At 75.0% G+C, this 21574-nt stretch carries 22 protein-coding genes; 10 read left to right on the top strand and 12 right to left on the bottom strand.

The features are described from left to right. The first annotated feature begins 26 nt into the window (after positions 1 to 26). The gene (locus ACF1BN_RS00145) at positions 27 to 599 is read left to right on the top strand and encodes an antibiotic biosynthesis monooxygenase (RefSeq protein WP_392329302.1); all 573 of its coding nucleotides are present in this window, start codon (positions 27 to 29) and stop codon (positions 597 to 599) included. Here ACF1BN_RS00145 and ACF1BN_RS00150 read toward each other — a convergent pair. Together ACF1BN_RS00150 and ACF1BN_RS00155 are read right to left on the bottom strand one after the other, a co-directional pair. Continuing rightward, a complete protein-coding gene (locus ACF1BN_RS00150) occupies positions 589 to 2361 on the bottom strand; it encodes a methyltransferase (protein WP_392329303.1) in 1773 nt (590 codons plus the stop codon). The two genes, ACF1BN_RS00145 and ACF1BN_RS00150, sit on opposite strands and share 11 nt — an antisense overlap. A 103-nt stretch (positions 2362 to 2464) precedes the next feature. Next, positions 2465 to 3679, bottom strand: a complete 1215-nt coding sequence (locus ACF1BN_RS00155) for a 4-hydroxybenzoate 3-monooxygenase (protein WP_392329304.1) — start codon at positions 3677 to 3679, stop codon at positions 2465 to 2467. Positions 3680 to 3950: 271 nt separating this feature from the next. Here ACF1BN_RS00155 and ACF1BN_RS00160 point away from each other — a divergent pair, with 271 nt between their 5' ends. Both ACF1BN_RS00160 and ACF1BN_RS00165 read left to right on the top strand, forming a co-directional pair. Beyond that, on the top strand, positions 3951 to 5144 hold the full coding sequence (locus ACF1BN_RS00160) for an MFS transporter (protein ID WP_392329305.1): 1194 nt from the start codon (positions 3951 to 3953) through the stop codon (positions 5142 to 5144). A 37-nt stretch (positions 5145 to 5181) separates the two neighbouring features. Beyond that, positions 5182 to 5610, top strand: a complete 429-nt coding sequence (locus ACF1BN_RS00165) for a heme-binding protein (protein ID WP_392329306.1) — start codon at positions 5182 to 5184, stop codon at positions 5608 to 5610. A gap of 24 nt (positions 5611 to 5634) precedes the next feature. Here ACF1BN_RS00165 and opcA read toward each other — a convergent pair whose 3' ends face one another. Both opcA and ACF1BN_RS00175 read right to left on the bottom strand, forming a co-directional pair. Next, entirely contained in the window at positions 5635 to 6549 is a 915-nt protein-coding gene (gene opcA / locus ACF1BN_RS00170; protein WP_392329307.1) for a glucose-6-phosphate dehydrogenase assembly protein OpcA, read from the bottom strand. A gap of 83 nt (positions 6550 to 6632) precedes the next feature. Further along, on the bottom strand, positions 6633 to 7235 hold the full coding sequence (locus tag ACF1BN_RS00175) for a DoxX family protein (RefSeq protein ID WP_392329308.1): 603 nt from the start codon (positions 7233 to 7235) through the stop codon (positions 6633 to 6635). A 191-nt stretch (positions 7236 to 7426) separates the two neighbouring features. Between ACF1BN_RS00175 and ACF1BN_RS00180 the strand changes: the two genes are divergently transcribed. The 3 genes from ACF1BN_RS00180 to ACF1BN_RS00190 all read left to right on the top strand — a co-directional run bounded on the left by ACF1BN_RS00180 (position 7427) and on the right by ACF1BN_RS00190 (position 10054). Further along, positions 7427 to 8821, top strand: a complete 1395-nt coding sequence (locus ACF1BN_RS00180; RefSeq protein ID WP_392329309.1) for a dipeptidase — start codon at positions 7427 to 7429, stop codon at positions 8819 to 8821. 51 nt (positions 8822 to 8872) lie between these two features. Further along, positions 8873 to 9487, top strand: coding sequence for an HdeD family acid-resistance protein (locus ACF1BN_RS00185; RefSeq protein WP_392329310.1), 615 nt, complete (start codon positions 8873 to 8875; stop codon positions 9485 to 9487). Positions 9488 to 9631: 144 nt separating this feature from the next. After that, positions 9632 to 10054: a DUF350 domain-containing protein gene (locus tag ACF1BN_RS00190; protein WP_189851624.1), complete on the top strand. Its 423-nt coding sequence runs from the start codon at positions 9632 to 9634 to the stop codon at positions 10052 to 10054. 37 nt (positions 10055 to 10091) lie between these two features. Here the strand turns inward: ACF1BN_RS00190 and ACF1BN_RS00195 are convergent, their stop codons facing one another. The 5 genes from ACF1BN_RS00195 to ACF1BN_RS00215 form a co-directional block, all read right to left on the bottom strand. After that, positions 10092 to 10592, bottom strand: a complete 501-nt coding sequence (locus tag ACF1BN_RS00195; RefSeq protein ID WP_392329311.1) for a hypothetical protein — start codon at positions 10590 to 10592, stop codon at positions 10092 to 10094. Next, positions 10589 to 12034, bottom strand: a complete 1446-nt coding sequence (locus ACF1BN_RS00200) for a WGR domain-containing protein (protein ID WP_392329312.1) — start codon at positions 12032 to 12034, stop codon at positions 10589 to 10591. The genes ACF1BN_RS00195 and ACF1BN_RS00200 overlap by 4 nt, the downstream gene beginning before the upstream one ends. 71 nt (positions 12035 to 12105) lie before the next feature. Next, a complete protein-coding gene (locus ACF1BN_RS00205) occupies positions 12106 to 12957 on the bottom strand; it encodes an alpha/beta hydrolase (protein WP_392329313.1) in 852 nt (283 codons plus the stop codon). Between the two features lie 99 nt (positions 12958 to 13056). Next, positions 13057 to 13788 (bottom strand): ABC transporter ATP-binding protein, encoded by a 732-nt coding sequence (locus ACF1BN_RS00210; RefSeq protein ID WP_392329314.1) that lies wholly within the window; start codon positions 13786 to 13788, stop codon positions 13057 to 13059. 259 nt (positions 13789 to 14047) lie between these two features. Continuing rightward, positions 14048 to 15568 (bottom strand): ABC transporter permease, encoded by a 1521-nt coding sequence (locus ACF1BN_RS00215; protein ID WP_392329315.1) that lies wholly within the window; start codon positions 15566 to 15568, stop codon positions 14048 to 14050. A 263-nt stretch (positions 15569 to 15831) separates the two neighbouring features. Between ACF1BN_RS00215 and ACF1BN_RS00220 the strand changes: the two genes are divergently transcribed. Further along, entirely contained in the window at positions 15832 to 16227 is a 396-nt protein-coding gene (locus tag ACF1BN_RS00220; RefSeq protein WP_392329316.1) for a nuclear transport factor 2 family protein, read from the top strand. A 7-nt stretch (positions 16228 to 16234) separates the two neighbouring features. Here ACF1BN_RS00220 and ACF1BN_RS00225 read toward each other — a convergent pair whose 3' ends face one another. Then, complete coding sequence (locus ACF1BN_RS00225; protein WP_392329317.1) at positions 16235 to 16930, bottom strand: type 1 glutamine amidotransferase domain-containing protein; 696 nt, start codon at positions 16928 to 16930, stop codon at positions 16235 to 16237. 128 nt (positions 16931 to 17058) lie between these two features. On the opposite strand from ACF1BN_RS00225, the gene ACF1BN_RS00230 reads away from it, so the two are divergent. Then, on the top strand, positions 17059 to 18018 hold the full coding sequence (locus ACF1BN_RS00230; RefSeq protein ID WP_392329318.1) for a LysR family transcriptional regulator: 960 nt from the start codon (positions 17059 to 17061) through the stop codon (positions 18016 to 18018). 29 nt (positions 18019 to 18047) lie between these two features. On the opposite strand, the gene ACF1BN_RS00235 is transcribed toward ACF1BN_RS00230, so the two are convergent. Both ACF1BN_RS00235 and ACF1BN_RS00240 read right to left on the bottom strand, forming a co-directional pair. Then, a complete protein-coding gene (locus ACF1BN_RS00235; RefSeq protein WP_392329319.1) occupies positions 18048 to 19091 on the bottom strand; it encodes a S66 peptidase family protein in 1044 nt (347 codons plus the stop codon). A 113-nt stretch (positions 19092 to 19204) separates the two neighbouring features. Beyond that, positions 19205 to 20416 carry an ROK family protein gene (locus ACF1BN_RS00240; RefSeq protein WP_392329320.1) on the bottom strand — a complete coding sequence of 404 codons (1212 nt, stop codon included), beginning with the start codon at positions 20414 to 20416 and terminating at the stop codon, positions 19205 to 19207. Between the two features lie 202 nt (positions 20417 to 20618). Here ACF1BN_RS00240 and ACF1BN_RS00245 point away from each other — a divergent pair, with 202 nt between their 5' ends. Together ACF1BN_RS00245 and ACF1BN_RS00250 are read left to right on the top strand one after the other, a co-directional pair. After that, entirely contained in the window at positions 20619 to 21260 is a 642-nt protein-coding gene (locus ACF1BN_RS00245; protein WP_392329321.1) for a phosphoribosylanthranilate isomerase, read from the top strand. A 41-nt stretch (positions 21261 to 21301) separates the two neighbouring features. After that, positions 21302 to 21481, top strand: coding sequence for a hypothetical protein (locus ACF1BN_RS00250; RefSeq protein WP_392329322.1), 180 nt, complete (start codon positions 21302 to 21304; stop codon positions 21479 to 21481). The last annotated feature ends 93 nt before the right edge of the window (positions 21482 to 21574 follow it).

Raw genomic sequence — 21574 nt, forward strand, 5'->3', positions numbered from 1 at the left:
GGCGCGCGTGATCACGAGGAGCGTCCATGACCGCCACCGCCCTGGAGCGAGCCGCCGTCCCCGCCGACAGCGGAGAGGTGACCCTCCTGATAGCCCGCAGGGTGGAGCCCGGCCACGAGGCCGCGTTCGAGCGGTGGGCGAAGGGCATCCTCGACTGCGCGGCGACCTTTCCCGGGCATCTCGGCTACGGCTTCTTCCGCTCCGCGGGCGGCGACGCCCCTTGGTTCCTCGTGCACCGCTTCCGCGACGCGGAGGCCTGTCGCACGTGGCAGGAGTCGCCCGAGCGGGCCGCCTGGTTCGCCGACTGCGAGGGGCACCACCACACCGAGATCGCCCGGCGGAAGCTGACCGGCATGGAGACCTGGTTCGTGAAGCCGGGCTCGACCCGCCCCGCTCCGCCCCGGTGGAAGATGGCCGTCAGCGCGACGCTGGCGATCTACCCGATCTCCGTGCTCGGCAGCCTCTTCCTCGTCCCCCGCCTCACCGCGCTGCCCGTCCTGCTCAGCAGCGCGGTGGTGGCGTGCGTGTTCAACGTGCTGATGACCTACGCGGCGATGCCGGCGGTCAGCAGGCTGCTGCGCCGCTGGCTCACGCCGTGACGTCCGGCGCCGCCCCGCGGACGTGGAGGGCGTGCGCGCCCAGGGCGAGCGGGGTGTGGCCGACGAGTTCGAGTCCGCACGCGGCGAACAGGCGGGCGTACTGCGCGGCGGTGCGCTCGCTCCCTCCGGTGTTGCACCTCATGTGGAGGTCCCACGCGGTCGCGAGCGAGGGGGAGCCGTCGTCGGGCAGCAGCCGTTCGACGACGAGGAGGTCCGCGTCGGGGCCCATGGCGGCGGCGCAGTGCCGCAGGATGCTCCGGCAGCGGTCGTCGTCCCAGTCGTGCAGGACGCGGGAGAGCAGGTAGACGCCGGCGCCGGCCGGTACGTCGGCGAAGTCGCCCTCCTGGAAGGCGCAGCGGCCCTCCGCCTCCAGGGCGGCCAGGTGCTCGCGGGCGGCGGCGAGGACGTGGGGGCGTTCCAGGAGGGTGCCGCGCAGGGTGGGGTGGGCGGTCAGCACCCGGCCGAGCAGCGCCCCGGTGCCGCCCGCCACGTCGACGACGGTGCGGGGGCCGCCGGGGGCGGTGGCCGCGGCGGTGAGGACGGGGTGGGACGGGAGGGCGTCGAAGACGGGGGCGCTCGCCACCATGGACCGGTCGAACAGGGCCGCGAGTTCGGGGTCGCGGGCGAAGTGGTCGAAGTGGTTCTCGCCGTAGAGGTGCTCGAAGCCGGGTTCCCCGCTGCGCACGGTGTGGGTCAGATGGGCGAACGACCGGTAGAACGGTCCGCCGTACATCAGGGCCAGCGGTCGCATCGAGGACGGGGCGGCCTCCGCCAGGAGCGCTCCGACGTCGGTGAGCCGGAAGCCGTCTGGGGCGTCCGCGACCACGCCGAGCATGGCGAGGTACCGCAGGAGGACCGCGAGGCTCTCCGGATGTGCCCCGACCGCGCGGGCGAGTTCGGGGACGGGCGTGCCGGCGTGGAGGTCCAGGGCTTCCGGGAGCCCGAGTTCCGCGCAGGTGGCCAGGGCCTGGGTGGTCCAGGCGCCGGTGAGGAGCCGCAGGAGCGTTTCCGCCGGCTGCGCGGCGCCGTGCGGGGAGGCGGACCACGGGGCCGGGGCCCGGCGGAGATGCTCGTCCAGGACGTCGCGGTGGTCGCCGCGCGCGTACAGCTCGACCCTCCGGTAGGGCGTCTTGGTGCCGTCGGGGGCGGCGAGGTAGAAGACGGTGCCGTCCTCGTGCGGGTTGTAGCCGCCGCCGTCGGGGGACGCGCCGTGCCGCGCGAAGCTCGCGAGCAGCCCGCGCAGCACGAGCGGGTCGGGCCGCTCGACGTCGAAGGCGAGGTGGGCCTCGTGGTCCAGCGCGCGTTCGCCGGCCGCGATGCCCGACCGCGCGGAGCCCGGGGGCACGGTGAGCGCGAACACCTCGACCGCCCGGTGTTCTCCGGCCGGGCCCTGGACGGCGGGGCGGAGAATCCTTACGTCAAGATCGGCGGCGCGGTGGCCGTACCGTACGGCGAGGCGGTCCCGGACGACGACGCTGGGCCGGGCCGGAGCATCGGAGTCCAGCCCGCAGCCCGCCAGTGCCGACCGCAGCGCGGCCTCGTCGGGCGGGAAGACCAGGACGGCGGCGTGCGCGAAGCGGCACTGGTCGGTGAAGGCGCGCAGCTCGGGTCCGTCGAGGCCGGGCAGCACGCGGGCGAGCAGGAGGGAGGTGTCCTGCTCGCGGACGAACCGGGCGGTCGCGCCGAGCCGCCCGGTGTCGTCGGCGCCGTGGGGTGCCGGGGTCGGGTGCGCGGGCGCGGTGAAGGGAGGTTCGGAGTGCATTCCCTGTCCATGGGTGAAGGGAGCGGGATGAGGGAGGGAGAAGGGGTCGGAGGAGCGGTGGTGGTGGGTACGAGGGGCCTCGGGCACAGCAGTCGATGCCGCGTCAGATGCCGGTGTAGTTCTCCGCGAACCAGTGCTGGGCGGAGGCGAAGTCGCGGAGCCCGGCGATCCGCGCCTGGCGGAGGCGTTCCCGGAAGAGCGGGTCGCCGTCGGGGTCCGGGAGTGCGTGGAGCAGGCGGATCATCCAGCGGGAGAACTCCTGCGCGCGCCAGATGTGGGGCAGGCAGCGCTCGGAGTAGCGGTCGAGGCCGCCGGGGTCGCCGTGGACGAGGGCGTCGACGAGGGCGCGGCCCAGGATCTCGGCCTCCAGCACCGCGAGGTTGGCGCCCTTCGCGGCGGACGGGCTGATGAGGGCGGCGGCGTCGCCCACCAGGAACAGCGAGCCGTGGCGCAGCGGTTCGATCACGTCGGACTCCAGGTCGACCACGGCGCGCTGCGCGATCGGGCCGCGCACCAGCGGTCCGTAGGCGGAGGCGCGCATGCGCAGGGCGAGTTCGTCCCAGATCCGGTCGTCGCTCCACGCGTCGGCGCGGGTGCCGGGGGCGCACTGGAGGTAGTAGCGGGTGAGGTCGGCGGAGCGGGCCATGTGTCCGGCGAATCCGCGCGGGTGGATCGCGTAGCCCACGGCGTCCAGGCTCGGCGGCGCCTCGGCGAGCAGGCCGAGCCAGGAGACGCCGTGGTCGTGGTGGTGGCGCGCGGTGCCGGGCGGGAGGGAGCGCCTGCCCACTCCGTGGCGGCCGTCGCAGGCGGCGACGTACCGGGCCCGGTGGCGCGCGGGGCGCCCGTCGGCCTCCCGTGCGGTCACCGCGGGGGTCGGGCCGTCCGCGTCGGACACGGCGACGGCCTCCGTGCCGAAGCGGACGCGCCCCCCGGCGTCGAGGTACAGGCCCAGCAGGTCGGCGACCAGATCGTGCTGGGGGTAGACGGTGTGGGGCTCGCCGAGGCCGAGCCGGCGGTAGTCGAGGCGGAAGCGGCCGTCCTCGGTGCGGAACTCGCAGACGCCGTGCTCCCGGCCGCGGCGCCGCAGGCCCGCGTCGAGGCCGTTGCGCTCCAGGACCCGCACGGTGTGCGGCACCAGGAACCCGGCGCGCGCCCGGTTCTCCACGGCGTCCCGGTCCGCGCGCTCCAGGACGACGCAGTCGACTCCGTGGCTCAGCAGGATGTTCCCGAGCACCAGGCCGGCGGGGCCGGCTCCGACGATGACCACGTCCGCCGCGTCGGCGTCGCGCAGGGCTCCCGCGTACTCACTCTCTGTCACAGCAGTGGATCATAGACACGCGGAAGTTCGGCAATGCCCCAAGATCACCCGTATGCACCAGGGGTGAGAAAAGGATTCGCCGCGTGGACGTCGGCTCGGGCGGCCCCGGCGCCACGGGGCGCGCGCCCGCGCACTTCGGACAGAGGGGTGGCCCGCCCTCACCCATCAAGTCAGCCTGCACCGATTAGCCGCGTTTGCAGATATGGCGCGTCTGCAATTATTGTGGTGGCACGTAACAAGCCCTCTCAAGCAATTATGGAAGCGGGGAACCATGCCGCTCGCTCTGCTCGCCCTGGCCGTCGGGGCCTTCGGGATCGGCACGACCGAATTCGTCATCATGGGTCTGCTGCCCGGCATCGCCGCCGACTACGGCGTCTCCATCCCCACCGCGGGCCTGCTGGTCACCGGCTACGCGCTCGGCGTGGTCGTCGGGGCGCCGCTGCTGACCGTGCTCGGCGGCCGGGTGAGCCGCAAGCGGATGCTCATGGTGCTGATGAGCCTCTTCGTCGTCGGGAACGTGATCTCCGCGCTCGCCCCGAGCTTCGGAATGATGCTGACCGGCCGCGTGATCGCCTCGCTCGCGCACGGCTCCTTCTTCGGGATCGGGTCCGTCGTCGCCGCCGGGCTCGTCGCGCCGGACCGGAAGGCGGGCGCGATAGCCACCATGTTCACCGGACTGACCGTCGCCAACATCGTCGGCGTGCCGCTCGGCACCTTCATCGGACAGGCCGTCGGCTGGCGCACCACCTTCGCGGTCGTCGCCGCGCTCGGCGTGGTCGGGCTGCTCGGCATCGCCCGGCTCGTGCCCGCCATGCCGGCTCCCGAAGGGGCCAGGCTGCGCCGGGAGGTCACCGCCTTCCGCAATCCGCAGGTGCTGCTCGCGATGGCGATGACCGTGCTCGGCTTCGGCGGCGTCTTCGCCGCGATCACCTACATCGCCCCGATGATGACCGAGGTCGCCGGCTACTCCGAGGGCGCCGTCACCTGGCTGCTCGTCCTCTTCGGCACCGGCATGTTCCTCGGCAACCTGATCGGCGGCCGGTACGCCGACCGCGCGCTGATGCCGCTGCTGTACGTCACCCTCGGCGGGCTCGCCGTCGTCCTCGCGCTCTTCACCGCGGCCGCCCACCACAAGGCCCTCGCCGCGGTCGCCGTCCTCCTCGTCGGGGCGCTCGGCTTCGCCACCGTGCCGCCGCTGCAGAAGCGCGTCCTCGATCAGGCCCACGGCGCGCCCACCCTGGCCTCGGCCGTCAACATCGGCGCCTTCAACCTCGGCAACGCGCTCGCCGCCTGGCTCGGCGGCCTCGTCATCGCCGGCGGCTTCGGCTACACCTCCCCGAACTGGGTCGGCGCCGCGCTCGCCGCCGCCGCCCTGGGGCTCGCCCTCTGGTCCGCCGCGCTGGAGCGCCGGGCCCCGGCGCCCGCCCCGGACGCCGCCCCCGCCCGTACCCCCGTCCACCACTGACCCGCCGCACCCCGCCCCTCAAGGAGAAGAGAGCACCATGAGCACCACCACCGTCACCCCGCTGACCACCGCCGACGCCGAGACGCTGCTGGCCGCCGCGGGGCGCGCGGCCGAGGCCGCCGGGGCCACCGTGAGCGTCACCGTCCTGGACGCGGGCGGGCACCTGCTCGCCTTCCGCCGGGACGACCGCTCCGTGCTGATCTCCGGTGAGACCAGCACCCGCAAGGCGTACACGGCGCTCCAGCTCGACGCCCCGACCGCCGAGCTCGTCGAACTGGTCAAGCCGGACGGGCCGTTCCACAGCCTGACCACGGCCCTGGACCGGCCCCTGCTCTTCATCGCGGGCGGGGTCCCGGTCCACCGCGACGGACGCCTGGTCGGCGCCCTCGGCGTCGGCGGCGGGGCTCCGGAGCAGGACCACGCGTTCGCCTCGGCCGCCGTGGCCGAGCTGGACGCCCGGGGCTGACCGCCCGGCCCACCGCGCGGCGGCTCAGGAGGAACGCCCCTCCAGGGCCGCCGCGTAGGCGTCGTCCGGGTCGAGGTGGCGCAGCTCCTCGGCGATCAGCTCCGCGGTCGTACGGACCTTGAGGGCCATGACGCGGCTCGGCTGGCCGGGGATGGCGAGCCGGGCCACCGGGCCCTCGGGACGGTCGATGCGGATCTCGCCCTGCGGGGTGCCCATCCGGACCGCGGTGACGACCGGGCCCCCGGAGACGATCCGCTCCACCGGGACGCCGAGCCGGACCTCGAACCAGCGGGCCAGCAGCTCGGCGCTCGGATTGTCCTCCTCGGCCTCGACCGCCGCCGAGACGACGTCCTTCCCGGCCTGGTCGAGGGCGGCGGCCAGCATGGAGCGCCAGGGCGTGAGGCGGGTCCAGGCGAGGTCGGTGTCCCCGGGGGCGTACGAGGCGGCCCGGGCGTCCAGCGCGCCGAGCGGGTCCTCGACCGCGTACATGTCGGTGATCCGCCGCTGGGCGAGGGCGCCGAGCGGGTCCTTGGAGGGGACGGCGGGGGCGTCCACCGGCCACCACACGACCACGGGGGCGTCGGGCAGCAGCAGCGGCAGCACCACCGAGTCGGCGCGGGCGCCGAGTTCGCCGTGCAGGCGGAGCAGCACCGTCTCGCCGGAACCCGCGTCGGTGCCGAGACGGACCTCGGCGTCGAGCCGGGTCACGTTCCGCTCGCGGGGCGAGAGGGCGCGGCGGCGGACGACCACGAGGGTGCGCGAAGGGTGTTCCTTCGACGCCTCGTTGGCCGCCCGCACGGAGTCGTAGGCGTTCTCCTCGTCGGTGACGATCACGAGGGTGAGGACGACACCGACGGCGGGGGTGCCGACGGCCCTGCGGCCCTCCAGGATCGCCTTGTTGATCGCGCTGGAGTTGGTGTCCGTGAGATCGATCTTCATTGCCCGGCGCCCGTCCCTTCCTCTGCGGCGAGCCTAACGCCCCGCACGCGCGCGCGTGCCACGCGGGCGGAGCGCGCGGGGTGTCAGCCGGCGGCCGGCTCGTCGGTGCTCTCGGTCCCGTCGGCCTGCTCGCCGTCGGTGCCGTTGGCCAGGTCGGCCTCGGTGGCGGCGGCCTTCTCCGCCCGGGCCTGGGCCCGCTTGCCGACCACGGCCGCGGCGGCGAGCGCCGAGCCGAGGAAGGCGGTGGCCACCACCCAGGGGCGGTCGAGGACATGGCCGGTGGCGTGGTCCAGGGAGTAGCGGCCCGCGCCGGTGACGCCGAGGGCGGCGGCGGTGAATCCGAGGAAGGCCGGGTACTCGTAACCGCCGGCCTGGGCGAAGAAGCCGGCCGGGGCGTGCACGGAGACGGCACCCGCCATGGCCCCGGCGGCGGCCGCTCCGGCGGCGGGGGTGGCGAGGCCGAGGGCGAGCAGCGCGCCGCCGCCGGCCTCGCCGAGGCCCGCGGCGATGGCGGACTGGCGCGGCGGGTGGAAGCCCATCGCCTCCATCCCGTGCGCGGTGCCGTCGATCCCGCCGCCGCCGAACCAGCCGAAGAGCTTCTGGGTGCCGTGCGCGGCGAGCACGGCCCCGGTGCCGACCCTCAGCACGAGGAGCCCGAGGTCGCGTCGGTTGGGGTGGGCGGCCATGACGTTCTCCAGGTGCGGGAGGGGACGCGTACGTCCCCACTGTCGGCGGGCGGCCCGCCGGCCGCCGCTCGGGAGCCCTCCTGATACTCCAGTTGAGTCATGTTTTGCGGCGTTTGCCCGGCGTTGCTTGACTGGGGTGGCCGTCGCCGAGCCCGGGCCGCCCGGGCCCGGCCCGAGGGAAGTGGGTACGCATGAGCCCCGAGTCCACCGACACCGCCGCGCTCCGGGAGCGGGTCCGGGCCCTGATGCCGCGCGCCGAGGAGGACCTGACGGCGCTGGTGGCGATGCGCTCGGTGGCCGATCCGCGCCAGTTCCCGCCCGAGGAGTGCGCGAAGGCCGCCGACTTCCTGGTGCGGGCCTTCACCGAGGCGGGGCTGAGCGACATGCGGCGGGTCACCACCCCGGACGGCACGGACGCGGTGGTGGGCCACGCCGAGGGCCCCGAGGGCGCGCCGACCGTCCTCCTCTACTGCCACTACGACGTGCAGCCGCCGCTCGACGACGCGGCCTGGCGGACCCCGCCGTTCGAACTGACCGCCCGCGACGGGCGCTGGTACGGGCGGGGCGCGGCGGACTGCAAGGGGAACATCGCCATGCACCTCACGGCGCTGCGGGCGCTCGGCGGGGGCGAGGGCGCCGGCTTCCCGGTGCACATCAAGTTCGTCGCGGAGGGTTCGGAGGAGCAGGGCACCGGCGGCCTCGAACAGCTGGTGCCGCTGCGGCCCGAACTCTTCGACGCGGACGCCCTGCTGATCTGCGACACCGGCAACTTCTCGCTGGGGCTCCCCACCACGACGACCTCCCTGCGCGGGCTGGCGAACGTGGTGGTGACGGTCTCCACGCTCCGGGGCGAGATGCACTCGGGCATGTTCGGCGGCCCCGCGCCGGACGCGCTGGCCGCGCTCGTACGGATCCTGGACGGGCTGCGCGACGAGCACGGGAACACGGCGATCGCCGGGCTCGCGGCCGACGGCTTGTGGGACGGGGTGTCCTATCCGCCCGAGCAGTTCCGGGCCGACGCGGGCGTCCTGGACGGGGTGCGCCTGGTCGGCACCGGCTCGGTCGCGGACGAGCTGTGGGCGCGGCCCGCGGTCACCGTCCTCGGCATCGACTGCCCGCCGGTGGTGGGCTCCTCCGCGGCCGTGCAGGCGAAGGTGCGGGCCCGGGTGAGCCTGCGGGTCCCGCCGGGGACCGACGCGGAGAAGGCGCGGGAGGCGCTCACCGCCCATCTGGTGGCGGCGGCTCCGTGGGGCGCGCGGGTCGAGGTGGAGGCGGAGAGCGCCGGGCAGCCCTTCCGGGCGCGCACCGACGGGCCGGCGTACACGGCGCTGGGGGCGGCGCTGCGCGAGGCGTACGGCGAGGACATGGTGCAGTCGGGGCAGGGCGGTTCGATCCCGCTGTGCAACGTGCTCGCGGACCGGTTCCCTGACGCGGAGATCGCGCTGATCGGCGTGGAGGAGCCGGGGTGTCTCATCCACGCCCCCAACGAGAGCGTCGACCCCGCCGAGATCGAGCGGATGGCGCTGGCGGAGGCGCTCTTCCTCCGCTCCTACGCCGGGGCGCACGCGCGCGTGGCCGGCGCGTGACGAGGCGGCGGACCCAGGAGCAGCGACGGCACGTGAACGGAGAACGGTCCCATGACGCAGACGCATGACCGCCCGCACGACCGGCCCGCCCGGGACGGGGTGCCGCCGGGCCCGCTGACGATGCTCGCCGGAGCGGCCTGGCAGGCCCTGCTGACCGCCGGGATCGTGGCGCTCGTCCTCGGCGTGCTGGTCCTGGTGTGGCCGGGGGTCTCGCTGCTCGCGGCCGGGGTGCTCTTCGGTCTCTACCTGCTCCTCAGCGGTGTGATGCAACTGGTCGCCGCCTTCGGTACGCACGCCACCACCGCGCTGCGCGTGATGGCCTTCATCAGCGGCGCCCTGTCGATCCTGCTGGGTCTGTTCTGCTTCCGGGGCGCGACGCAGTCGATCCTGCTGCTCGCGCTGTGGATCGGCATCGGCTGGCTCTTCCGCGGCATCACCCAGACCGTGGCGGCGGCCTCGGACCCGGCGATGCCGGCCCGCGGCTGGCAGGTCCTCCTCGGCGTCGTCAGCGCCGTCGCCGGCGTGGTGCTGATCGTCTCCCCGCTGGAGTCCGTCGCGGTGCTGACGCTGCTCGGCGGGATCTGGCTGATCGCCGTCGGAGCGGCCGAGATCGTCACCGCTCTCCGGCTCCGCTCGCGGGCCGAGGACCTTCCGCCGGGCGCCTGATCCGCCCCGGGAGGTCCCGCTCGTCCGGTCCGCCGTCCGCCCGATCTCCGGGCGGACGGCGGACCGGCTTGTTCCGTGCGCTAGATTTTGCCGGTCCATGACCGTCGATCGCTCGCGATCACCATTCTCCGGAGCCGGCTTCCCATGACCGACATCGTCAACGGCCTCGGCCGTGCCACCGCCTACGGCGCCCTCGGCGTGGTCCTGCTGATCCTCGGCATCGTCCTGGTGGACATCCTGACCCCCGGCAAGCTGGGCCGGCAGATATGGGAGGACCGCAACCGCAACGCGGCCGTCCTGCTCAGCTCCGCCCTGCTCGGCATCGGCGGGATCGTCTTCACCTCCATCTGGACGACCTACGACAACTTCGGCAAGGGCCTGGCCTCCACGGCGGCGTTCGGCCTCCTCGGCCTGGTGATGATGGCCGTCGCCTTCCTGGTGGTCGACCTGGTGACGCCCGGCAAGCTCGGCGCCACCCTGGTGGATCCGGAGCCGCACCCGGCGGTCTGGGTGACCGCCTCCTGCAACATCGCCGTCTCCGCGATCGTCTCCGCCTCGATCGCCTGACCGCGCGCCGCGCTTCGCCCGGCCCGGTGCCCGTCCCTCAGGACGGGCCCGGGCCGGCGGCCGTTCCGGCCGGTCCCGCCGGTTCGACCTCCAGGAAGCGCCGGCCGCGCGGGCCCTTGTAGAGCAGTGCCTCCCAGCCGAGGCGCCCGAGGACGCCGGCGCAGCCGGCGAGCGCCTCCGCCTCCTGGCCCGCCGCGCCGGAGCCGGGCGGTCCCAGCCACTCGACGACGGCGGTGGCCGGCCGCTCCCCCGCCCGCACCCGGTAGCCGGTCGCGGTCCGCGCCCCGGAGGCGTCCACCGCGGAGGGCGCGATCCCGCCGCCCTCCAGGGCCAGCGCCACGGCCCGTACCGGCCGGGTCCGCTCCCACAGGGCAGGGACGGTTCCGGCGCCGGGCGCGGCGGTGAGCCGCCGGATCTGCCGGAGCCCGTCGAGGGCGGAGCGGACCTCCCGGGAGCGCTGCTCGGCGTCCCCGGCGAGGGGCGGTCCGTCGCCCGTCGCCGGTTCGAACGCCCCCTTGTCGCCCGGGTCCCCCCTCACAGCAGGCGCCGGATCTCGCCGCGGACCCGGTAGAAGCCGCCGGCCGCCGGATGCAGGGCCTCGACCACAAACCGGGCGCCGGGCTCGCGGATGGCGCGCGGGAACTGCACGTTCCACGACGGCTCGTAGCCGGGGCTGATCACCCGGACCCGGCTCCGGCCGCCCTCGGGGGCGACCTCGACGACGATCGAGCCCGCCGGGACCTCGCCCACCGACGCGACGGCGGCGACGGCGGAGACCGCGGTGGCCGGGGTGTAGGTGGGCAGCGCGGCGGCCAGCTTGACGTCCCGGACGACGGGGACGCTGCCCTGCTGGGCGGCCTCGATCGCCGCCTCGCTCGCGTCCACGCAGACCAGCGAGCCGTCGGTGGTGACCAGGTACAGCCGCTCGTCGCGGTACTGCATGGAGAGCGCCGAACCGCCGCCGGTGCCCAGCTTCCACAGCCGGGTGCCGTCCTCGGCGAAGCAGTAGACGGAGGAGGACGAGTCGCCCGCGAAGACGAACCGGCCTCCGGGCGAGGTGGCGCAGGAGTACACGACCGCGTCGCAGGTGTAGACCGCCTCGACCCGGCCGTCGCCCTTCGCCAGTCGCTGCACCTTCTTGCGGCCGGTGCCCGCGTAGACGGCGGCGTCCTCCTGCCAGCCGAAGAGCACCGCGCCGTCGGTGCCGGTGTGCCACAGCTCGCCGGAGCCGTCGTGGGCGTACGCGGTGACGCCCCGCGTGTCGCCGTAGTAGACGGCGCGGGAGTCGGCGCGCACCATCCAGGCGTGCTCGCCGCGGCCGGAGCGCGCCCACTGGTGCTCGTCCTCGTGGTCGATGACGGTGAGCCGGCCGGAGCGGTCGGCCACGTCCAGGACGCCCTCGTGGATGTCGAGCCAGAAGATGTCGACGTCGGAGGTGATGTCGTAGGCGGCGAACGGCAGCTTCGAGGAGAGGTCGTAGACCTTGCCGTCGTCGCAGCCCGCGTAGATCCAGAAGTCGTCCGCGACCAGGCACTTCACGCCGTCGGGCAGGCTGAACCGGGCCAGCACCTCGCCGCCGTGGGCCAGGGTGAAGACGTCTCCCGCCTGGTTGCCCACCCAGATCCGGTCCTCGTCCACATGGATCCCGAAGGCGGCGGAGCCGGTGCGGAAGCGCCACAGGACGGGGGCGACGGAGCGGGCGGTGGAGGGGGCGGAGCTGACCGCGCGGCGCGTGACGGCGCGGGCGGCGCGCTGTCCGGGGACGGCGGGCGCGTAGCCCTTGCGGACCTTCTCGCCGATCTTCTTCGCCGCCGCCGCGTGGGCCTTCTCCGGCGTCGTGAAGGAGGAGCGCTGGGTCTGCCCGGCCGCGCCGATCCGGCCGTACCGGACCGACACCTCCAGCCCCGTGACGGTCACTTCGTAGAACTTGTGGGCACCGCCGCCGTCCTGAGACAGCTCCAGATAGGTCGTCGTCGTCATGATCCGAACGGTAGGGGGCGCCACTGACAACGGCCTCCCGCGAAGCCGTGGCCGAGGGGCCCGGCGGGCGCTCAGGACGTGACGCGCTCGATCCAGGCGGTGAGGTCGGCGACGACCTCGGCGCGGTTGGTCTCGTTCAGGACCTCGTGCCGGGCGCCCTCGTAGCGGTGGTAGGCGAGGTCGGTGAGGCCGGCCTCGCGGTAGCGGGAGACCAGCAGGTCGCTGTGGGCGAGTCGGCCGTTGAGCGGGTCGCGGTCGCCGACGAAGAGGGCGACGGGCAGTCCCGCGGGGATGCCCGCGGGGGCGGCGAGCCGGCCGGCGGCGTCCGCCATGTGGGCGAGGCCCTGGAGGTCGAGGCCGAAGCCGCAGAGCGGGTCGGCGAGGTAGGCGTCGACCTGTGCCTCGTCGCGGCTGAGCCAGTCGGCCTCGGTGCGGACGGGGGCGAAGGGGGCGTTGAAGATACCGAAGGCGCCGTGGTCGGCCCGGGGCGCGGTCGCGAGGGCGGTGAGCAGGGCGTCGACGGCGGTGGTGCCGGAGAGCGCCACGGCGTCCACGAGCTCCGGGTGGTCGAGGAGGAACTGCTGGGCGGCGAACGAGCCCATGCTGTGGCCGAGCAGGACGACCGGGACGCCGGGGTGCCGGTCACGGGTCGTCCGGGTGAGGGTGGCGAGGTCGCCGACGAGGCGGTTCCAGCCGTCGGCCCCGAGGTGCCCGGGGCCGGCGTGCATGGACAGGCCGTGGCCGCGGTGGTCGGGGGCGAGGACCGTGTATCCCCGGGCGGTGAGGTGCGCGGCGAGCGGGGCGTAGCGCAGGCCGTGCTCGCCCATGCCGTGGGCGATCTGCACGACGCCGCGGACGGGGCCCTCGGGGTGCCAGGCGTGCACGTGGACGCGGACGCCGTCCTCGGAGGTGAAGGTGAACATGGCGCGTTCCGGCTCCTCTGCCCGCTCGGTGATCGGATCACGCCACCGTACGCCCCGTTCGGCATTGCCGAACAAGGCGCCGCCGGCGTGATCCGCGTCTCAGGCTCCCCCGACGGGGCCTCGACCCTCCTCGGGGGCCCGCGCGGTGACCGCCTTCGGGTTCTCCGAGACCGTGACGCGGCCCTTGCGGATGGTCGCGAGGCGCGGGGCGCGGCGGGCGAGGGCGCTGTCGTGGGTGACCATGACGAAGGTCAGGCCGTGTTCCCGCCAGAGCCCTTCGAGAAGGTCGGCGATCTCGTCGCGGGTGGTCTCGTCGAGGTTGCCGGTGGGTTCGTCTGCGAGCAGCACCTGCGGCCGCTTGACCAGCGCGCGGGCGATCGCGACCCGCTGCTGCTGGCCGCCGGAGAGCTCGGAGGGAAGGTGTCCCAGGCGTTCGCCGAGGCCGACGGAGTCCAGCGCCTCGGCGGCCCTGCGGCGCCGCTCGGCGGGCTTGACGCGGAGCGGGACGAGCGCGGTCTCCACGTTCTCCTGGGCGGTGAGCGTGGGGATGAGGTTGAAGCTCTGGAAGACGAAGCCGATGTACTGGCTGCGGACGGCGGTGAGCCGTCCCTCGGAGAGCCTGCCGAGGTCGGTGCCGTCGAGGAGGACACTGCCGGCGGTGGGACGGTCGAGGCCGCCGAGCATCTGGAGCAGGGTGGACTTGCCGCCGCCGGTGGGGCCCTGGATGACGAGGCGGTCGCCCTGGGCGATCTTCAGGTCGATCCCGGCGAGGGCGTCGACCCTCTCCTGGCCGCGCCGGTACTGCTTGGTGACGCCGGTGAGTTCGTACATGGGTGGGACTCCTGCGGTACGGGGGTGGTCGGGGCGGCGGGGCCGTGTCGTCCGGATCGGGCCGGCCTCCGGAGGAGACGGTCCAGGGCGTGTTTCGAAAGTGGCGCCGTCCGCCCGGAGGGCGGGCCCCGCGGCGTCTGGTGCGTGCGATCGCAAGGCGGAGGGTCGTCCTCGTACCGGGCGTACTCGGACGATCCCGACAACGCGGCGAGCGTGCGTGCCAGGCGTCGCGGGGCAGGCGGGACTTTCGAAACACGCCCTAGGCGACGCGGCGCAGCGCGTCGGCGGGGCGCAGCCGGGAGGCGCGCCAGGCGCCGAAGGCTCCGGCGACGAGGCCGCCGGCGAGGGCGAGGAGGACGGCGAGGCCGACGGTGGTGAGGCTGACGGGTGCGGTGAGCGCGATGTCGACGCTGCGGCCGGCGGCGGTGCGGGTCGCGCCGGGCCCGCCCATGCCGCCGCCGAAGCCCGTGCCGCCGCCGCGTCCGGCGAACCCTGCGGTGGCCGCGCCGAGTTCGGCGGTGAGGGTGGGGCTGACGGCGGTGACGGCGTAGGCGCCGGCGAGGCCGACGGCGATGCCGAGGGCGCCGCCGATGACGCCGTTGACGAGGGCTTCGCCGACGACCTGGCGGGTGACCCGGCCGGACTTCCAGCCGAGCGCCTTGAGGGTGCCGAACTCGCGGACGCGGCGGCTGACGGCGGAGGAGGTGAGGAGTCCGGCGACGAGGACGGCGGCGAGGAGGACGGCGTACGAGAGCCACTTGCCGACGCTGGAGGCGAGGCCGGCGGCGGTGTCGAGGGAGCCGGAGACGGTCTGCGCGAGGTCGGCGGAGGTGGTGACGGTGGTCCCGGCGACGTTCTTCCGGATGGCGGCCTTGACCGCTTCGATCCGCGTCGAGTCGGTGGCCTTGACGTAGACGGTGGTGACCTTGCCGGCCGAGCCGGACAGGGTCTGCGCCTTGCGGAGCGGGAGGTAGACCTGGGCGGTGGACTGGCCGCTGTCGGCGGTGGCGATGCCGATGACCTCGAACTTCACCCCCTTGACGGTGAGTTCGTCGCCGACGGCGAGGTCCTGCTGCTGGGCGTAGGCGCTGTCGACCACGACGACGGCGGCGTCGGTCTCGGTGGCGGCGAAGGTGCGGCCCTCGGTGACGGTGGAGGTGGTGAGGGGGCCGAGGTCGGGGCTGGTGACGTCGGTGCCGTAGAGGGTGAAGGAGTCGACGTCGAAGGCGGCGCCGCCGCCGGTGACGGTGTCGCCGGGGCCGCCGGAGGTCCCGCCCTGCCCGAAGCCCTGGCCCTGACCCTGGCCCTGCGTCTGCCCCTGCGCCTGCCCCTGGCCCTGCGTCTGGCCTTCGCCGCGCTGGATCTCGCCACGCCGGAACTCGCCGTCGATCTTCAGGTTGACGAGGCTGAGGCCGCCCACCGCCCGGTCGACGCCGGACTGCCGCGCGACGGTGGCGACGGTGGAGTCGGCGAGGGTCTGGAAGCCCTGGACCATGAGCCGGTCGCTGCTCTGCGCCTCACCGTCGCCCCGGCCCTGGAACTCGAAACGGGGCCGCGCCGGCTGCCCGCCCTCGGCGGGCCGCTCCTGGGCCTTGGTCACCGTGAGGTCCGTGCCGAGGCCGTAGAGGGATTCGAGGACCTTCCCCTGGGCCTGCTTCATGCCGGCGGAGACCGAGGTCACGACGATGACCAGCGCGATGCCGAGCGCCAGGCCGGAGGCGACGACGAGCGCCGCCTTTCTGCGGCGGCGCAGTTCGCGCCGGAGGTAGGTGAAGAACATGGGCGCGAACGTAGGGGCGCCGTGTGAGGCCGGGATAAGGCCCGCGTGAGAGCCGGATGAGAGCGCGCCGGCGCCCTCCGGGCAGGGGCCGGGAGACGAGCGGGGGCGAGGTCCCCGGCCGGTCGTCCGCCGGGTGACGGCCGGCCGCCGGACGCCCCGGCACCGCCGTCCGGCCGGTCCCTGGACAAGCCCCGCGCGGGAACCTACCCTCCAGTACACCTATTCAACTTTTTGAATACAGCCAGAGTCGTCGTGGAGGTCCCGTGCACCCCTTCCGTACCGCCGTCGAGAACCGCGACCAGGCCGGCGTCGAGGCGCTGCTCGCCGAGGACGTCGTCTTCACCAGCCCCGTCGCCTTCAAGCCGTACGCCGGCAAGCCGATGACCGCCGCCATCCTGCGCGGGGTCCTGCGCGTCCTCGAGGACTTCACCTACGTCCGCGAGATCGCGGACCCGGGCGGGCGCGACCACGCGCTCGTCTTCACCGCCACCGTCGACGGCAAGCGGATCCAGGGCTGCGACTTCCTCCACTTCGACGAGGACGGACTGATCGACGACTTCACCGTCATGGTCCGTCCGCTCTCCGCCGCCCAGGCCCTCGCCACCGCCATGGGCGCCCAGTTCGACCGGATCGCCCGGGAGGCGGCGGCCGGGGCCTGACCGGGTCTCAGCCCAGCGCCTTCAGGACCTCGGCCGCGAGGGGCGCGGAGGAGGACGGGTTCTGACCGGTGATCAGGTTCCGGTCGACGACGACGTTCGGGACCCACGGCTCGCCCGCCCGGACGTCGACGCCGGCCTCCCGGAGCCGGGTCTCCAGGAGCCACTTCGCCTTGTCGGCGAAACCGGCCTGGGTCTCCTCGGCGTCGGTGAAGGCGGCGACGCGGTAGCCGGCGAAGGCGTTGCCGCCGTCCTCGCGCACGGCGGCGAGCAGCGCGGCGGGGCCGTGGCAGACGACGGCGAGCGGCTTGCCGGAGTCGAGGGCGCCGGCCAGCAGGCGCCCCGAGTCGGCGTTCACGGCGAGGTCCTCCATGGGGCCGTGGCCGCCCGGGTAGAAGACGGCGTCGTACTCGGCGAGGTCGACGTCCTCCAGGCGGAGCGGCGTGCGCAGCTCCGCGAAGGCGTCGAGGGTGGCGGCCACCCGGGCGGCGCCCTCGGCTCCGCCGTTGGCCTCGGGGGCGAGGCTGCCCCGGTCGACGGTGGGGACGACGCCGCCGGGGGTGGCGACGACGACCTCGTGTCCGGCGGCGGTGAACGCCTCGTACGGCGCGGCGGCCTCCTCGGCCCAGAAGCCGGTCGGGTGCTCGGTGCCGTCGGCGAGGGTCCAGTGGTCGGCGCCGGTCAGCACGAAAAGGATCTTCGACATGGTTCTGCGGGGCCTCTCAGTCGCGGGGGTGGGACGGCCGTCCCGCGCCTCCGGGTGGGAGGTCGGCCGGACGGCGATGGTTCGACCGTAGGGGCCCCGACCCATGGGAATCCAATAGGCTCGGACATGTGGACGATAGGAATTCCGATGGATCGCCGGGAAGAGCGGCGATACCGGCGGGGCCGCCGGACCTGAACCTGCTGCGCACCTTCCTCGCCGTGTACCGGGCGGGCGCCTTCACCGCCGGCGCCCGGGTCCTCGGCCTGTCGCAGCCGACGGTCACCACGCAGATCCGGGCCCTGGAGGGCCGGCTCGGGCGGGAGCTGTTCGAGCGGCTGCCGCGCGGGGTGGCGCCGACCCCCTTCGCCGACGACCTGGCGGCCCGGATCATGGGTCCGCTGGACGCGCTCGGCGCCGCCGCCGGCGCGTGGCACGGGGCGGACGGCGAGGACGGGCCCGCGGAGCCGGTGCGGCTGGCGGGCCCGGCCGAGTACCTGTCGCACACCGCGCTGCCGACACTGGCGCCGCTGGTGGAGCGGGGGGTGCGGCTGCGGATCGCGTTCGGCCTCACCGACCCGCTCCTCGACGAACTGCGGGCCGGGCGGCACGATCTGGTGGTGTCGACGGTACGGCCCCGGGGCCGCAGTCTCGCCTGGCTGCCGCTCTCCGACGAGGAGTTCGTCCTGGTCGCCTCGCCCGGGTGGGCGGAGCGGATCGGCGGCCGGGTCGCCGAGGAGGGACCGGCCGCACTGCACGGCGTGCCGCTCGTCGCGTACGCCGAGGACCTGCCGATCCTGCGCCGCTACTGGCGCCACGTCTTCGGCAGGCGCCTGACGGGCGTGCCGGCGGTGACCGCGCCCGACCTGCGGGCGGTGCGGGCGGCGGTCGCGGGCGGCGCCGGGGTGAGCGTCCTCCCCCGCTACCTGTGCGCGGCGGAGCTGGCCTCGGGCGCCCTCGTGCCGCTGCACCTGCCGGAGGACCCGCCGATCAACACGGGTTTCCTGGTGCGGCGGCCAGGACCGCCGTCCCACCCGCACGTGGCACTGGTCCGGGACCATCTGGTGCGCCGCGCGCGGGAGGCCGGGTAGCGGGAGCGCGCCCTCGCGGGCGCCGCGTCTCAGTAGGTGACGGTGATCCGCCGGGCGGGCCCGTCGACGCGGACGGTGCCGCCGTAAGGGATCACCACCTGGGGGTCGGTGTGGCCGAGGTCCACGTCGAACACAGCCGGGGTGCCGGGGGCGTAGGTGTCGAGCGCGCGGAGCACGGCGGCGCGCTGGGCCTCCCGGTAGGCGGCTCGGGCGGCGGCGTCGTTCGGCGCGTCGAAGGACCAGGCGCGGGCCCGGCCCATGAGGAGGGCGGAGAAGCGGCCGAGCAGGCCCCGTTCCCCCATGGCCCGCAGGATCCGGAACACCTCGTCGGCGGAGGGCAGCATCTCGGAGGTCTCCAGGAACAGCACCCCGCCCTCGTACGCCTCGGGGTCGGCGATCTCCCCGCCGGCCATCAGGAGCTGGGCGACGATCTCCAGGCAGCCACCCCAGCTGCGGCCCTCGACCACCCGCTCGGCCCGGTGCCAGTGCCAGGGCCCGGCGGGCTCCATGACGGGCGCGGAGTCGAAGGTGCGGGGGTCCTCCCAGGGCCGCTCGACGTCGTTGGTGTCGGTCGGCGCCGGGAGTTCGTACGGCCCCGAGCCGAGGAGCGCGGCCCGCACGGAGGCGTCGGTGACCGGGTGGACGGCGCCGGGCCGTCCGAACTGCGTCATCACCGAGGCCCCGTGGAAGCCGACCACGCCGAGGTTCCACAGCCTCATCAGCAGGTTGGTGTTGTCGCTGAACCCGAAGAACGGCTTGGGATGGGCACGGATCAGGTCGTCGTCCAGGTGCGGCAGGACGGTGATCTGGTCGTCGCCGCCGATGGTGGCGACGATCGCCTTGATCGTGGGGTCGGCGAAGGCGGCGTGCAGGTCGGCGGCCCGGTCCCGCGCGGACGCGCCGAGCCTGCGCGTGGTCGGGTACTCGACGGGCACGAGCCCGTACTCCTCGGACAGACGGCGCAGCCCGAGCTCGTGGGGCAGCGGCAGCACCTCGGGCAGCCCGGCGGCGGGCGAGAGCACGGCGACCCGGTCTCCGGGGCGCGGTTTGGGAGGAACGACGATCTCCGGCATCCCCGCACCCTAGTGCGAACCTCGCCGGGCCCACCTGCGCTTTTCCGCCCGCCTGCCCTCTCCGCCCAGCTGCCGCTTCCACCCGCCCGCTCTTTCCGCCCGGCGGGCGGGGGTCAGCGGGCGGGGACGGCCGGGGCGTGGGCGAGGGGGTCGGCGAGGACGTCGTGGAGGACGAGGGCGGCGGCGCCCCGGGCCGCGTCGGTGGCCGGGGAGGCGGCGCGCAGCCGGGCGGCGTCGGCGGGCCAGAGGCCGGAGACGACCCGCTCGGCGAGCTCGGCGGTGACGGCGGGGGCCAGCCAGGGCAGCAGGCGGGGGTAGATGCCGCCGAGGACGACGGCCTCGGGGTCGAGGAGGTTCACCGCGCCGGAGAGCGCCCGGCCGAGCATCCGGCCGGCCTCGCCGAGGGCCGCGAGCGCCCGGGGCTCCGCCCGCTCGGCGCGGGCGGCGAGATCGTCCACGGTGTCGGCGCCCGCCGCGTCGAGGAGCGCGGCCTGGCCCGCGTACTGCTCCAGGCAGCCGCGCGAGCCGCAGCGGCAGCGGGGGCCCTCCGCGTCCACGACCAGATGGCCGATCTCGCCGGCGAAGCCGTGGGCGCCGCGCAGGAGCTCGCCGTGGACGACGACGGCGCCGCCGACCCCGGTCTCGCCGGTGAGGTGGAGGAAGGTGCGGGGCCCGTCGGCGGCGCCGAAGCGCAGCTCGGCGAGCGCCGCCATGTTGGCCTCGTTGTCGGAGGCGACGGCGAGCGGCGGCGCGATCGGGCGGAGCGCGGCGAGGGCGTCGCCGAAGAGCCGCTCGGCGGGGGTGTCGTGCCAGCCGAGGTTGGGGGCCTGACGGACGGTGCCGCCGGAGACCAGGCCGGGCAGGGCGAGCGCGGCACCGGCCGGGCCCAGGCCGAGCGCCTCGGCTTCGGTGAGCGCCTCCGCGGCGATCCCGGCGGCGCGGGCGAGGACGTCGGGGGCGGCGGCGCGGTTGTCGACGCGGACGGTGCGGCGGATGCGGTCGGTGCCGGTGAGGTCCACGAGGCAGACGGAGACGTAGGCGACGTTGATCTCGACGCCGAGGCCCGCCGGGCCGGTCCCGGCCGGTTTGAGGACGGTGCCGGGGCGGCCCGCCTGGCCGCTGAAGGTCTTGCCGGACTCGACCAGGAACCCGAGGTCGAGCAGCTGCTCCACGAGGGAGGAGACGGCCGGCCGGGTGAGGCCGACGCGGGCGGCGACGGCGGCCCGGGTGGTCTCGCCGGCCTCGTGGACGGTCCTGAGGACGAGGCTCAGGTTGTGCCGGCGCACGCCCGACTTGTCGGCCTTGGGTTCCGTGGGCTGGTTCATGGTGAGCGTGAGCCTAGTCGCCCTTTTCGCTCGAACAGAAATGGTCCGCCGGGCCGTCGGTCCCCGGCCCTGACCCCCGCCTTCACCCGCCCGCCCCGCTCCTGTCCCCCGCCCTCCCGCGCACGCGGGGGCGGCGGATCGACGCCGCCCGGGCGGGTCAGTAGGCTCGGCGGCGCCGGGACGGGAGCAGAGGAGCGACAGAGTGTTCGTCAAGGTGTGCGGGCTCGCCACGACCGCCGACATCGACGTGTCCGCCGAGGCGGGCGCGGACGCGATCGGCCTGGTCATCAGCGGGACCAGTGTCCGGGGGCTCGACCGGGGCCGGGTGCCGGCACTCGTCGCGCACGTGCCGGACGGCGTGGTGTCGGTCCTCGTCGTCAACGACACCCCGGCCGCCGAGGCGGCCCGGATCGCGGCAGATCTGGGCTTCGACGCGCTCCAGCTGCACGGCCGCGGCTACGGCCGCGCGGAGTTCGAGGCCGCCGCCGCCGTCTTCCCCCGCCTGTGGCGGGCGACCGCGCTCGCCGACGGGCCCGACACCCGCGTGGGCGCGCTCGGCGAGGAGATCCTGCTGCTCGACTCGCCGAAGGCGGGCTCGGGCTCGCGCTGGGACCTCTCGCTCCTGGAGGCGGCCCGGCCGGAGGGCCGCTGGCTCCTCGCGGGCGGTCTCGCCCCCGGGAACGTCGCCGAGGCGATCGCCGCCGCCCGCCCCTGGGGCGTCGACGTCTCCAGCGGTGTCGAGTCGGCTCCCGGGGTGAAGGACCACGAGCTGGTCCGCGCCTTCGTCACCGCCGCGAGAACCGCGCCGCCCGCTCAACCTTTCGACGTCTCCGCACGTCAGTAGGGGTGAAGCGCAACATTCGACCGAGGGGCGAGGGGGCCGTGATGGTGGAGGAACTGGCGGAGGCGGTGGTGCGGGCGACGGGCGCGGCGGCCCGTGGCGTGGCAGCCCTGTTCACGGTCCCGGAGACGTTCGCGGCGGCGGCGGAGGTCGCCACGGCGGCGGCCGACAGCCCGCGCGAGAAGAAGGACCGGAAGGACGAGCAGGACCGCGACAGGTCCTAGAGGCGTGCGGCCGGGGCGCCCGCGTAGCGGAGCTGCTCGGGCGTTCCGGCCGTGCGGCGAGCGTGCGTGCCGGGCGGGCCCGACCCGGCGGGA

It is taken from the genome of Streptomyces sp. NPDC014861 (assembly GCF_043081625.1).
Classification (GTDB): domain Bacteria; phylum Actinomycetota; class Actinomycetes; order Streptomycetales; family Streptomycetaceae; genus Streptomyces.